General features: G+C 59.6%; 13 protein-coding genes. 7 read left to right on the forward strand and 6 right to left on the reverse strand.

The features are described 5' to 3' along the window. Nucleotides 1-224 precede the first annotated feature (224 nt). From LIO98_RS05575 to LIO98_RS05600, 6 genes are all read right to left on the reverse strand, one after another. Nucleotides 225-419, reverse strand: a complete 195-nt coding sequence (locus tag LIO98_RS05575; protein WP_291953955.1) for a hypothetical protein — start codon at nucleotides 417-419, stop codon at nucleotides 225-227. Nucleotides 420-589: 170 nt separating this feature from the next. Next, entirely contained in the window at nucleotides 590-1294 is a 705-nt protein-coding gene (locus LIO98_RS05580; RefSeq protein WP_363304022.1) for an ABC transporter ATP-binding protein, read from the reverse strand. An 8-nt stretch (nucleotides 1295-1302) separates the two neighbouring features. Beyond that, a complete protein-coding gene (locus tag LIO98_RS05585) occupies nucleotides 1303-2115 on the reverse strand; it encodes an ABC transporter ATP-binding protein (RefSeq protein WP_291953959.1) in 813 nt (270 codons plus the stop codon). Continuing rightward, nucleotides 2115-3113, reverse strand: coding sequence for a branched-chain amino acid ABC transporter permease (locus LIO98_RS05590; protein WP_291953961.1), 999 nt, complete (start codon nucleotides 3111-3113; stop codon nucleotides 2115-2117). Before LIO98_RS05590 ends, LIO98_RS05585 begins: the two co-directional genes overlap by 1 nt. Nucleotides 3114-3118: 5 nt before the next feature. After that, on the reverse strand, nucleotides 3119-3979 hold the full coding sequence (locus LIO98_RS05595) for a branched-chain amino acid ABC transporter permease (RefSeq protein ID WP_291953964.1): 861 nt from the start codon (nucleotides 3977-3979) through the stop codon (nucleotides 3119-3121). Nucleotides 3980-4202: 223 nt separating this feature from the next. After that, on the reverse strand, nucleotides 4203-5468 hold the full coding sequence (locus LIO98_RS05600) for an ABC transporter substrate-binding protein (protein ID WP_291953967.1): 1266 nt from the start codon (nucleotides 5466-5468) through the stop codon (nucleotides 4203-4205). Between the two features lie 209 nt (nucleotides 5469-5677). Here LIO98_RS05600 and purS point away from each other — a divergent pair, with 209 nt between their 5' ends. From purS to purF (LIO98_RS05635), 7 genes are all read left to right on the forward strand, one after another. Then, on the forward strand, nucleotides 5678-5929 hold the full coding sequence (purS, locus tag LIO98_RS05605) for a phosphoribosylformylglycinamidine synthase subunit PurS (RefSeq protein WP_291953970.1): 252 nt from the start codon (nucleotides 5678-5680) through the stop codon (nucleotides 5927-5929). 2 nt (nucleotides 5930-5931) lie between these two features. After that, nucleotides 5932-6645: a phosphoribosylformylglycinamidine synthase subunit PurQ gene (gene purQ / locus LIO98_RS05610; RefSeq protein WP_291953972.1), complete on the forward strand. Its 714-nt coding sequence runs from the start codon at nucleotides 5932-5934 to the stop codon at nucleotides 6643-6645. Then, entirely contained in the window at nucleotides 6645-8240 is a 1596-nt protein-coding gene (gene purL, locus LIO98_RS05615; RefSeq protein ID WP_291953974.1) for a phosphoribosylformylglycinamidine synthase subunit PurL, read from the forward strand. The genes purQ and purL overlap by 1 nt, the downstream gene beginning before the upstream one ends. A gap of 58 nt (nucleotides 8241-8298) precedes the next feature. After that, nucleotides 8299-8796 carry an AIR synthase-related protein gene (locus LIO98_RS05620; RefSeq protein WP_291953977.1) on the forward strand — a complete coding sequence of 166 codons (498 nt, stop codon included), beginning with the start codon at nucleotides 8299-8301 and terminating at the stop codon, nucleotides 8794-8796. 3 nt (nucleotides 8797-8799) lie between these two features. Then, nucleotides 8800-10173 (forward strand): amidophosphoribosyltransferase, encoded by a 1374-nt coding sequence (gene purF, locus LIO98_RS05625; RefSeq protein WP_291953980.1) that lies wholly within the window; start codon nucleotides 8800-8802, stop codon nucleotides 10171-10173. 67 nt (nucleotides 10174-10240) lie between these two features. Further along, complete coding sequence (gene purC, locus LIO98_RS05630; RefSeq protein ID WP_291953983.1) at nucleotides 10241-10954, forward strand: phosphoribosylaminoimidazolesuccinocarboxamide synthase; 714 nt, start codon at nucleotides 10241-10243, stop codon at nucleotides 10952-10954. A gap of 6 nt (nucleotides 10955-10960) precedes the next feature. After that, nucleotides 10961-12313 (forward strand): amidophosphoribosyltransferase, encoded by a 1353-nt coding sequence (purF, locus tag LIO98_RS05635; protein ID WP_291953986.1) that lies wholly within the window; start codon nucleotides 10961-10963, stop codon nucleotides 12311-12313. Nucleotides 12314-12360: the final 47 nt, after the last annotated feature.

Consider the following 12360-nt stretch of genomic DNA (forward strand, 5'->3'; position numbering starts at 1 on the left):
AGTGGTAGCCGGAAGGTCCGTTCACAAATGTAAATCGGCGTTTATAAGCACGACTTGCGTCATAAAACGGGGGCCCCGAATCCTCACCGTATGAAGATACGGTTCCGGTATCGGAGCCCCCATTTTATTTAGCAACTCGCACTTCTAAACGCCGATTTATCTTCGAGTGGGAAAAAGAGATAAACAGCGATTCATCTTCGATAGTGGAAACAGTATATCGCGATTTATCTTTTGTCCTTGTAGCCTCCCTCTCCGAGGGAGGTGTCGGCCGCCTGCTTTTGGCGGCTGACGGAAGGAGTGTTGCTCTGTATGGCGCGGAAACCGCGCCATACAGAGCCCGCGGCAAAAGCCGCGGGAGAACCTAAGGTCAAAACTCCCTCACCCCGCTTCGTGGGGAGCTCCCTCAGAGAGGGCGCCAAAATCTTTGGTAAACCGCTATTTATCTCTTTTCCTACCCGAAGGAAATCAGCGTTTAGAAGTGCGAGTTGCTAAATAAAACTGGGGCCCCGATACCGGAACCGTATCTTTATACGGTGAGGATTCGGGGCCCCAGTTTTATGACGCAAATCGTGCTTATAAACGCTGATTTTTACATGCCCATGTAGGCTCTGCGCACCTCATCCGAATCGAGGAGCTCCTGCGAGGTGCCTTTGTGGACGACGCGCCCCGTTTGGAGGACGTAGCCGCGGTCGGCGATCTCCAGCGCCTCCTGTACCATCTGTTCGACGAGCAGGACGGTGACGCCGCGTTTTCTTATCTCGGCGACGGCCTCGAGGACTCTCTCCACGAGGCTGGGCTGGAGCCCGAGCGAAAGTTCGTCGAGCATTATCAGCTTCGGACGGGACATGAGGCCGCGCGCGATGGCGCACATCTGCTGTTCGCCGCCGCTCATCGTCTCCGCGGTCTGGCCGGAGCGGCTTTTGAGTATCGGGAACAGTTCGTACATTTCGTCGAGGCGTTCGGCGACGACATTTTTATCGGTGACGCTGAAGGCCCCAAGCTCAAGGTTTTCGCGCACGGTGAGTTTGGAGAAGAGCCTGCGCCCCTCGGGGACGTAGCTGAGCCCCAATTTTATGCTTTTGGAGGCGGGCATCTTCGTGATGTCGCCGCCGTCAAAGGTTATGGTTCCGGCGGTCGGGTGCATAAGGCCCGCGACGGTGCGCATGAGCGTGGACTTCCCCGCCCCGTTCGCGCCGAGAATGGCCACGATCTCGCCCTCGTTCACATGCAGCGAGATGCCGTGGATGACGGAGACCTGGTCGTAGGCGCAGTGTATGTCTTTAACTTCAAGCATCGCCGCCATTATATTCCCTCCTCGCGCAAAGTCACCTGTTCGCTCTCAGCGTGAACATCTGAATTTTCCTCGGGGACCTCCGCCTTATGTTCGTTGAGCCGTTTGCTGAATTTTTCGCCGAAGTAGGCGGTGATGACGATGGGATCTTTGACGATCTGCGCCGGCGCGCCCTCGGCGATTTTTTTGCCGCTCGCGAGGACGACTATCTTGTCGGCGATAGGCATGATGACTTCCATTATGTGTTCGACCATAAGGATGGTGACGCCCTCTTCACGCAGGCGGACGATGACTTCGACCATCTCTTTGACCTCCGTGGAGGTAAGGCCGGCCACGGCCTCGTCGAGCAGCAGCAGCTCGGGCTCGGTGGCAAGAGCGCGCGCGACTTCGAGCCGCTTTTTGTTGCCGATGGTCAGCCCTCCCGCGAGACGGCAGCGGTGTTCGCCGAGGAAGCAGAGCTCCAGGCAGCGCTCGGCGATCTCTTTGGCCTTGGCGCTGTCGCCGGTGCGCATGTAGGCCCCCACGAGGATGTTTTCAAATACGGTCATCTCTTTGAGCGGGCGCACTACCTGGAAGGTGCGCGCGACGCCGCGGCGCGCCATTTTGTAGGCCGGCAGGTCGGTGACGTCTTCGCCTTTGAAGAATACTTTTCCCGCCGTGGGGGTGTAGAGCCCCGCGACGCAGTTAAAGAGGGTCGTCTTTCCCGCGCCGTTGGGGCCGATGAGGCCGACGATGGTCCCCTTTTCAACGTCGAAAGAGACGTCGCTGTTGGCGAGCAGCGAACCGAATTTCATTGTCAGGTCTCTCACTTCAAGCAGAGCCATCAGCACTTCGCCTCCTCTTTTTTATCCGCGTCGGGGCTTTTCCTGAAGTAGGAGAGCAGCCCCATGATGCCGCGCGGTTCTTTTATCATCACGATGATGATTATTATGCCGAATATTATCAGGTCTATTCCCGCGCCGAGGTGCGAGAGGTAGGCCCTGGTGTATTCCTGCAGCGGGATGAGCACGAGGGCGCCGAGGAAGGGCCCCCAGAAGGTGCCGATGCCGCCCAGTATCGTTATGAGCACGAATTTCATCGACATGTCGAGCGACATGACCATCGGCGGGTCCACGCGGTAGTTGTACTGCGCGAAGAAGGCGCCGCAGAGGGCCGCCAGCGCCGCTGAGAGGGCCATCGCGCCGAGTTTGACGAAGGTGCTGTTGACGCCGAGGGATTCGGCGGTCTCCTGTCCTTCGCGCACGGCGAGCAGGTAGTAGCCCATGCGGTTTTTCTCTATCCAGCGCACGATACCGTAGACGAGGACGAATATCGCCAGCGCCCCGAGGTAGTAGCCGGTCTTGGTGTCCGACCAGGAGAAGTTTTTCCAGCCGTCGGGCAGGATCGGATAGTCAAGGCCGAGCGCGCCGCCGACGGCGTCCCAGATCATGAAGAGGCGGTTGAATATCTCCACGATGGCGAAGGTCGCGATGGCGAAGTAGTGGCCCTTGAGCCGGAAGCAGGGATAGCTGATGAGGATGGAGACGACCGCCGCGGCGAGCATTCCGAGCGGCGCGCCGTACCAGGGCAGCGAGCCGAAGGTTACGACCGCGAGGCCGGCTCCGTAGGCCCCGATCCCGAAGAATACGGAGTGGCCGAAGGAGACCTGTCCGCCGTAGCCGCTGATGATGTTCCAGGACTGCGCCATGGCGGCGTAGAGCAGAACCATCGTCGCCACGTGCCCGAAGAAGGAGGAGCCGCCGATAAGCCCAGGGATACAGGGCAGTATTAATGCCGCGATGATGAAACCGTACCAGAGTTTATCCTTTTTATTTAGCCGCATAGCCGTCACCACCCGAAGAGGCCCTTGGGGCGCACAAGTATAACGATCAGATATATCGCGAAGACGGCGACATATTTGAGGACCGCGGCGACGTAGAAGCCGGTGAAGGATTCGACGAGGCCGATGAGCAGCGCGGCAAAGAGCGCGCCCGGTATGCTGCCGAAGCCGCCGAGGGCGACGACGACGAAGGCGATAAGGCTAAAGAGGCTGCCGACCTCGGGATGGACCGCGAGATAGGTGGTCATCAGGCCGCCGGCGATGCCGACGCAGGCCCCGCCGATGCCAAAGACGAGCAGGTATATTTTTTCCGTATCGATACCCATGAGTTCCGCCGCCTCTTTGTCCATCGCGGTGGCCTGTATAGCCCAGCCGAGGCGGGTCCTCTTTATAAGCCAGTAGACGACGGCGAGCACCACGAGGGCGAAGATGCCGGTGACGAGCTGGGGAACGGAGACGATGGCCCCTCCGACCTCAAAGGTCTTTCCGTCAAGGATGGTGCCGGAGAGCAGACGGAAGTTCGGCGAGAAGCGGTTCATGCAGAAGTTTTTGAGGAGCATCGAGAGGCCGAAGGTGGCGAGCAGCGGCGCCATCGCCGCCTTGCCGAGGCTTCTTTTGATAATCCATTTGTATGTGAGCCCTCCCATAATGAATAGGAAGATTCCGGCCGCAACCCAGGTAAAGAGCGGATCTATCCCCAGTATGAAGCCCATCCAGTAGCAGATGTACATCGCCACCATGAGGAACTCTCCGTGGGCAAAGTTGATAACGTCCATTACGCCCCATATCATGCTGAGGCCGGCGACGACGAGAGCGTAAAGCAGACCGCTCAAGATACCGTCGATCAGGACCTGCAGAAAATTGCTCATGCAACGACCTCCTTAGTAAAAAGGCGGGGCTATAGGCGCCCCGCCGGAAGGCTACTATAATGTCTGATTAACGTGTGAAAAAACCTGAGAGCCTGTCCACTGATTAGATGTGCCGACCGCTAAGCTGGCAGGCTTCGCACGGAGCGCAGGCGTATATCAATACGTTGGAGCTTCGGGCAAAGCCTGTCCGCGACGCGGATGGCGCATCTAACCTGCAGCGCTTTTACCTCTTGTCCCAGGGCTTCATCGGGACGACAGGCTCGGAGTCTTTGTACTTAAGCGGGAATACGGTGTTGTATTTCTGTTCGTCAAGCTGTGTGATGACGGAGAGCGCCTTGACGTTCTGACCGTCGGGGCCGAACTTCACGCTGCCGCTCAGCGACATGACGGAGGGGAATTCGTCGGTCTGGATTATTTTGAGGACCTTCTCCGTGTCGGGGCTGCCCGCCTTCTCTATCGCCTGGGCGAGGACCATCAGCATGACCGCCTCCTGGATGGAGTCGCTGTCGAAGGGCTGGTTGCTTCTCGGCGTGTAGTATTTGTCCTGGATTTTGATTGCTTCGGGCATGAACTGTTTCGCGAGTTCAGGCGAGTAGCCCATGCCGCCCATGAAGTAATTTCCGTTGGAACCGAGCTCTTTCTGTACCGCGGGGTTCTGGTAGCCGGTGCAGTAGTTGAGGGCGATCTTCGGGAGCCAGTTGACCTGCTTCATGGTGCGTACCCACAGCGAGTAGTCGCCGCCGAGCGCCGCACCGAATACGGCGTCGGGGTTGGCCGATTTGAGTTTCTGGACTTCGCTGTTGAGGTTCGTCGCGCCGTTGTTGAAGGGGACGTCGGCCACTACTTTAAGGTCGATTTTTTTGGCCGCTTTGCGCGCCTCGTCGGCGGCGTGCTTGCCGAATTCGGTGTTTTCATAGATGAGGCCGAGGGTCTTTATACCGGCCTTCTTTTCCTTATTAAGGTATTCGATGTAATCGACGAATTCAACGGATTCGATGGCGTCCGTCGGGGCGTGGCGGAAGAAATACTTGTATCCGCGCTCGGTGAGGGCCGCGGAGCTCGAGCAGCCGCACATGAAGATCTTCTTCGCGCGTTCGGCGACGGCGCTGGCCGGTTTGGTGGCGGCGCTGTTGTAGCTGCCGATGATCGCAAAGACTTTTTCCTGATTGTAGAGGCGTTCGGCCTCGGATTTAGCCACGTCAGGCTTGCCCTGATGGTCGGCGGGAACGATCTTGATGACGTACTTGCCGCCGAGAAGGCCCTCTCCCGCCGCGAGAGAGGCGTTGATGTCGGGATTTTTCTTGTTGATGACGTCGGCCGCCACGAGGACGGAGTTCACGCAGTTCTGTCCGGAGACCGCCGCGGGGCCGGTCAGCGGGAAGAGAGCGCCGATTTTGATCTCTTCGGCGGCAAGGGCCGCCGTCGAGGCGAAGAGGGCGGTGCAAAGAACCAACATAACGACAACTGTGGTGCGCTTACTTAGTTTCATGATACATCTACCTCCCTTTTTTTAGAACAAAATATTTTTGCTCTGCTCAATATTATACTATTTTGTGACATAGAGTCAATTTTTTGTCCGCATTTTTCTGAAATGACACTACATTGACATTTACTGATATGAGCGTTATATTCTTAACATCACCGTGGACAATTCCACACAATAAAATCAAATAAACATCTCAAGGAGGATGTTATTCTATGATTTTCCATGCAGAGGCCGTTATCACCCCGCGCGAAGGAGTTCTGGACACACAGGGCAAGGCTGTAGAGAAGACGCTGACCCATCTCGGCTATGAGGGCTTGGGCGAAGTGCGCGTCGGACGCATCGTTACAATGCGGCTTGAGGCCAAGGACGGCGACGCGGCGGCGGAAGCTGTGAAAAATATGTGCCAGGATCTTCTGGCCAACGATCTGATAGAGACCTACACGATATCGGTTCGGGAAGCGTAACGATGAGAACCGCCGTTGTCGTTTTTCCCGGAAGCAACTGCGACCGCGACGTTCAGCGCGCAGTTGCCGAAACATTAAAGACACCAGTGGATATGGTCTGGCATGAGGAGCGTGAATTCGCCTCGCAGCCGGATCTCGTCATTCTCCCCGGAGGTTTTTCATACGGGGACTATCTGCGCTCCGGCGCGATGGCCGCGCGTTCGCCGATCATCGAAGCGGTGCGGAGACACGCGGAAGCGGGAAAGCTCCTGCTCGGCATCTGCAACGGCTTCCAGGTGCTGACGGAGACGAAGCTCCTGCCCGGAGCCCTGCTGGCGAACACCAGCACCACTTTCCTCTGTAAAAAATGCTGGATGCGCGTTGAGCGCACCGACAACCGCTTCACCTCCGGCTTCAAGAAGGGCGATATCGTCCAGTATCCGATCGCGCACCACGAGGGACTCTATTTCCTCCCCGATAAGGAGCTTCGCGAGCTCAAGGAGTCGGGACGGGTGGTATTCCGCTACGCCGACCCGCAGACTGGCGAGGCGGGCGCGGAGTACGCGCCGAACGGCGCGCTGAACGGCATCGCCGGCATTTGTAATAAGGAAGGAAATATCCTCGGCCTGATGCCGCACCCTGAGCGCGCGACGGTCGCACATCTCAACGGCGGTTCCGACGGCGGAGATTTCTGGCGTTCGATCGCACAAGATTTTGCAAAGAGGGGTGCACTCTAATGGGTTTTCGTGAAGTTGGACTCTCGGAGTCGGAATATAAGAGGATAATAGAGCTGCTCGGCCGCGAGCCGAACGATCTTGAGCTGGAGCTTATCGGCGTCATGTGGTCCGAGCATTGCAGTTATAAGTCGACGCGGCCTCTGCTCCGCACCTTCCCCTCCAAGGGGAAGTATGTGCTTCAGGGGCAGGGGGAAAATGCCGGCGTCGTCGATATGGGCGAGGGCTGGGGCTTTGCCTTTAAGGTAGAGAGCCACAACCACCCCTCCGCGGTCGCGCCCTTCCAGGGAGCGGCGACGGGAGTCGGCGGCATCATCCGCGACATCATCGCGATGGGCGCCCGCCCCTCGGTCTCGATGGACGGCCTTTTCTTCGGCGACGCCTCGCAGCAGAAGACGCGCAACCTCGCCAAGGGCATCGTCGAGGGTATCGGCTCTTACGGCAACGCGGTAGGCGTGCCGATCGTCGGCGGTAAGACCTTTTATTCGCCCTGCTATAACGACAACCCGCTCGTCAACGCCTTCAGCGCCGGTTTCGTGCGCCTGGACAAGATGGCGAGCTCACAGACGGCCAAACCCGGAGATTACGCGGTACTGCTCGGCTCAAAGACGGGGCGCGACGGCATCGCCGGAGCCTCCTTCGCCTCGCGTGAACTCGACGAGGATTCCAAGGCCAGCAAGCCCCAGATACAGATAGGCGACCCCTTTGAGGAAAAGCTCCTCATCGAGTGCTGCATGGACCTGCTCGACAAGAAGCTCATCGCCTCGATGCAGGATATGGGCGCGGCGGGCATCCTCTCGTCGTCAAGCAAGATCGCCCATAAGAGCGGCTGCGGCATCGATATTCAGGTCGAAAAGATCCCCCTGCGCGAAGCGGACATGCTTCCCTGGGAGATTTTCCTCTCCGAGTCGCAGGAACGTATGCTCCTGATCGTCGAAGAGGAGAAGCTGGAGCCGGTCTTCGCGATGGCGAAGCACTACGGCCTGGACTGCGCGATCGTCGGCGAGATGACGGACAGCAAACGCTACCGCGTCTATAAGAACGGCGTGCTGGAGGCGGAGCTGCCGACTTCGATACTGGGAGACACGCCGGAGATCCTCTGGCCGGCCGCCGAGCCGAAGGACCTGCCCGCACGGCAGGCCGTCGAGCTTTCAAAGCTAGCGAGCGCCGATCCCGCGAAGGATCTTCTCGAGATGCTCTCCTGCCCCAACGGACACCGCAAGGACGCGATCTGGGAGCAGTACGACTCAATGGTACAGCTCCACACGATAGCTGGCCCCGGCGAGCCGGCGGCGATCGTCGAGGTTCCCGAGACACACCGCGCCTGCGTCCTCACGATGGAGGCCGAACCCTATAAATGCTGGACAGATCCCTACACAGGAGCCTCCGAGGCGATGGCGCTCTCTCTGCGCGGCCTCTGGCTCACGGGCGCGGACGCGCTCGGCATGACGAACTGCCTCAACTTCGCCTCGCCGGAGGTGCCGGAGAAGTTTTACGAGCTTAAGGAATGCCTGCGCGGGCTCGCGGATACCTGCCGCGCCCTCGACTGCCCCGTCGTCTCCCGGCAACGTCAGCCTTTACAACGAGACTGCGACTGACCGCATCTACCCGACGCCGCTCGTCGTCACCGCCGGACTCGTCGTTGACCGCGACAAGGTGATCCGCGCGGGAAGGACGAAGGCGGGAGATTTTATATATCTGGTCGGCGCGCCCGAGGGCTCGCTCGGCGCGTCGCGTTATCAGCAGACGAAGGACGGCAAGCCGCTTGGCAAGACGGCGGCTCCCGACGCCGAGGCGGAAAAGGCCTTCCGCGACCGCGCGCTGAAGACGGCGCAGCGGCAGCTTGCGAATTCCGGCCGCGTAGTGGCAGGAGGCGGCCTCGCCTCCGCGCTCGCCAACGAGGCTATCGCCTCCGGTGTGGGAATGGATATCGAACTGGCTCCGCGGGGCGGCGCTGAAACGCTTCTCTTCTCCGAGGGCGGCGCGCGCGCTGTTTACGCGGTATCCCCCGAAAAGGCCGCGGAATTTGAAGCTGCCTGGAGCGGCTTCCCCTGCGTCAAGGCCGGCAAAGCCGGAGGGGATAAGTTCAGCTGGCAGGGCATCCTGACCCTGACCCTTGAAGAGCTCAAGAAGGCCTTCATGGAGGAAAAATAGTAGATGTGCGGCGTATTCGGAGCGTATAGTCAGAGCGGCTCGGCGGTACTTGAGGATATATATCTCGGACTCTGCGCCCTGCAGCACCGGGGACAGCTTTCGGCCGGCGTAGCCTGGATCGACGGCGGCTCCGTGCACATCAAGAAGGGTCTGGGCCTCGTCCACGAGGCCCTTTCACAGAGCGAGCTCGCGAAGATAGAGGCGCACACGGCCATCGGCCATGTGCGCTATGCCACCGCCGGCGGTACGCGTCCGGAGAACAGCCAGCCGCTCGGCGCAAATTACGCGCAGGGGCCGATAGCGATCGCGCATAACGGCAATCTGACGAACGCCGTGGCGCTCTCAAGCTATCTGGCGAACCGCGGGGCGATCTTTCAGACCTCCTGCGACATGGAGACTATCATCCAGCTGATGGCCCATCAGCCGGGAACGGTGCAGCTTGAGGCGCTGGAGACGGCGCTTTTTAAGATCAAGGGGGCCTACAGCTTAGCCGTCCTGCTCAACGACTGTCTGATCGCGGCGCGCGACCCCTGGGGCTTCCGCCCGCTGGTACTCGGACGCCGCGAGGATACCTATTTCGTCGCCTCGGAATCCTGCGCGCTGGACATCATCGGCGCGGAGCTCGTCCGCGACGTCGAACCGGGAGAGATCCTCGTCATCGACAGGCGCGGCATCATCTCGCGCAAACTGCCGAAGGAGGCGCAGCGCCACCATCACTGTTCCTTTGAGTATGTCTATTTCGCACGGCCCGACAGCGTGATCGACGGACATTCCGTCTACAGCGCGCGGAAGAGGCTCGGCGCCTGCCTTGCGAAGAGCTGCGGCTGCCCGCGCGAGGCAGTCGTCGCGGGAATGCCCGACAGCGGCACGCTCGCGGCGCTCGGACTGGCCGAAGAGGCCGGCATGGACTTCGAGGCCGGAGTCGTCCGCAACCGTTACGTGGGACGCACCTTCATCCAGCCGACCCAGCGCGTACGCGAGGCGGGAGTCAAGATAAAGCTCAATCCGCAGCCGGGAATATTCGACGGCAAGGAGGCGGTCATCGTCGACGACTCTCTGGTACGCGGCACGACCGCCGGACGCATCATTTCCATGATACGCGAGAGCGGCGCGGAGAAGGTGCACATGCGCATCGCCTCGCCGCCGGTCCGTTACCCCTGTTATTACGGCATCGACACCCCGAGCTCGGAGGAGCTTATCGCGGCGCAGATGGATATCCCGGAGCTGTGTGAAAAGATCGGCGCGGACTCGCTGCGGTATATCAGCTGCGGCGATCTCTGCGAGGCGATAGGGCTGCCGCGCGGCGAACTATGTACCGCCTGTTTCGACGGCAACTATTTAGAGGAAGAGGACGACCAGTCTCTACTGGAAGTTTAGGAACGTAAGCAATAAGGGCTGTTCAAAACTGCCCGATAAAAATAAAATATGCGGAGGCGCATCAAAAATGAATCTGACAAAGAAGGATTTTATCTACGAAGGCAAGGCCAAGAGGCTTTACACGACCGAGGACCCGAACTATGTGATCGTTGAATACAAGGACAGCTTCACCGCCTTCAACGGCCTGAAAAAGGCGACGATGAGCGGCAAAGGCGTGCTTAACAACAAGATATCCTCAAAGCTATTCCAGATGCTCGCCGAGAACGGCGTAGAGTCGCATTTCGTCGAGCAGGTTGACGACACGAACCAGATAGTCAAGCGCGTCCAGATCGTGCCGCTCGAGGTCATCGTCCGCAACATCACCACCGGCTCTCTCTGCAAACGCCTCGGCGTGGAAGAGGGCAAGGTGCTCCCCCGCCCGCTCTTTGAGATGTGCTACAAGGACGACGAGCTCGGCGATCCCTTCATCATCGAGGACCACGCGCTGCTCTTCGGCTGGGCGACTAGGGAAGAGCTCGACAAGATCAAGTCGATATCGCTGCGCGTCAACGAAATTCTCAAGGATTATTTCGCGAAGAAGGGCGTCGTGCTCGTAGACTTCAAGCTGGAGTTCGGCAAGGACATGCAGGGCAACCTCATTCTCGCGGACGAGATCTCGCCCGACACCTGCCGCTTCTGGGACAGCTCGACGGGCGACCACCTCGATAAGGACCGTTTCCGCAAGGATCTCGGAGACGTCCTCGGAGCATATGAAGAGATCTGGAAGAGAATATCAGCATAACCAGCCATGAGCGGAATCTTTGGCGCTTACAGCACCACAAATAAGCCCGTCCTCGAAGAGGTCTATCTCGGCCTTTACGCGCTGCAGCACCGCGGCCAGGAATCGGCGGGCATCGCCTGGGCCGAGGACGGCCACGTCGCCTCCGTGCGCGGCATGGGGCTGCTGCACAACGCGATAGACCAGCAGCGTCTGGCCGGCGAGAGCGCGAACTGCGCCATCGGTCATGTTAGGTATGTGCCGCTGGAAAGTTCGCAGCTGCAGAATGTGCTGCCGATCTGCGCGAACTATGCGCGCGGCCCCGTGGCCATCGCGCATGACGGGCTGGTGACGAATCTCGCGGAACTCACGCGCCAGCTGGAACAGCGCGGAGCGATATTCCAGTCTTCGACGAACTCCGAGGCCATCCTTCACATGATGGCCCAGAAGTCGCACATGCAGCCGATAGACGCGCTCGTCGACGCGCTTAAAAAGCTTGAAGGTTCCTACGCGATCGCGGTGCTGCTTGAGGATTCGCTCGTCGCCGCCCGCGACCCGTACGGCTTCAAGCCTCTTGTGATCGGCGAACGCGACGGAACCTATTACGCGGCCTCGGAGTCCTGCGCGCTCGACATCGTCGGCGCGAAGCTGCTGCGCGACGTCGAACCGGGCGAGATCGTCGTGATCGGCGCGAAGGGCATGAAGAGCCTGCGCGTCCGTCAGGAGCGGTGCGGCCGCTGCATGCACTGTTCATTTGAATATGTCTATACGGCGCGCCCCGACAGCATCATCGACGGGCGCTCGGTCTACGAAGCCAGGAAAGAGATGGGCCGCCGCCTGGCCCGCAAGTCGCCCTGCGGCGACGCGGACCTCGCCGCGGGGATGCCCGACAGCGGCACGATCTCGGCGATCGGCTACGCGCAGGCCGCCGGCACCCCATTCGAGATGGGGGTCGTCCGCAACCGCTATGTGGGCCGCACCTTCATCCAGCCGACACAGAAGGTACGCGAACTCGGCGTGAAGATAAAGCTGAACCCCATCGCCGAGATTTTCAAAGATAAGAGGGCCGTCATCGTCGACGACTCGATCGTGCGCGGCACCACCGCCGAACGCATCGTTTCGATGATACGTAACTGCGGCGCGGCGGAGGTCCACCTCCGTATCGCCTCGCCGCCGGTGCTCCACCCCTGCCGTTACGGTATCGACACACGGAAAGAGGAGACCCTCGCCGCGGTGCGCATGACGCTCGACGAACTGTGCAAAAAGGTCGGCGCCGATTCGCTCGATTATCTGACGGAAGAGGATCTCGTAGCGGTGATCGGTCTGCCGGAGGATAAGCTCTGCACCGCCTGCTTCACCGGCAAATATCTTGAGGAACGCTGATTAAATAGAATCCGTTCAGCAAAAGCAAAAATGTGCGTTCCACTGAT

Origin of the sequence: Cloacibacillus sp. (assembly GCF_020860125.1) — a bacterium.
Taxonomy (GTDB): Bacteria; Synergistota; Synergistia; order Synergistales; family Synergistaceae; genus Cloacibacillus.

Coding starts and splice junctions, on each gene's coding strand:
- LIO98_RS05580 (WP_363304022.1), bottom strand. CDS start 1,294: ATGCTTGAAGTTAAAGACATACACTGCGCCTACGACCAGGTCTCCGTC.
- LIO98_RS05585 (WP_291953959.1), bottom strand. CDS start 2,115: ATGGCTCTGCTTGAAGTGAGAGACCTGACAATGAAATTCGGTTCGCTG.
- LIO98_RS05590 (WP_291953961.1), bottom strand. CDS start 3,113: ATGCGGCTAAATAAAAAGGATAAACTCTGGTACGGTTTCATCATCGCG.
- LIO98_RS05595 (WP_291953964.1), bottom strand. CDS start 3,979: ATGAGCAATTTTCTGCAGGTCCTGATCGACGGTATCTTGAGCGGTCTG.
- LIO98_RS05600 (WP_291953967.1), bottom strand. CDS start 5,468: ATGAAACTAAGTAAGCGCACCACAGTTGTCGTTATGTTGGTTCTTTGC.
- purS (WP_291953970.1), top strand. CDS start 5,678: ATGATTTTCCATGCAGAGGCCGTTATCACCCCGCGCGAAGGAGTTCTG.
- purQ (WP_291953972.1), top strand. CDS start 5,932: ATGAGAACCGCCGTTGTCGTTTTTCCCGGAAGCAACTGCGACCGCGAC.
- purL (WP_291953974.1), top strand. CDS start 6,645: ATGGGTTTTCGTGAAGTTGGACTCTCGGAGTCGGAATATAAGAGGATA.
- purF (WP_291953980.1), top strand. CDS start 8,800: ATGTGCGGCGTATTCGGAGCGTATAGTCAGAGCGGCTCGGCGGTACTT.
- purC (WP_291953983.1), top strand. CDS start 10,241: ATGAATCTGACAAAGAAGGATTTTATCTACGAAGGCAAGGCCAAGAGG.
- purF (WP_291953986.1), top strand. CDS start 10,961: ATGAGCGGAATCTTTGGCGCTTACAGCACCACAAATAAGCCCGTCCTC.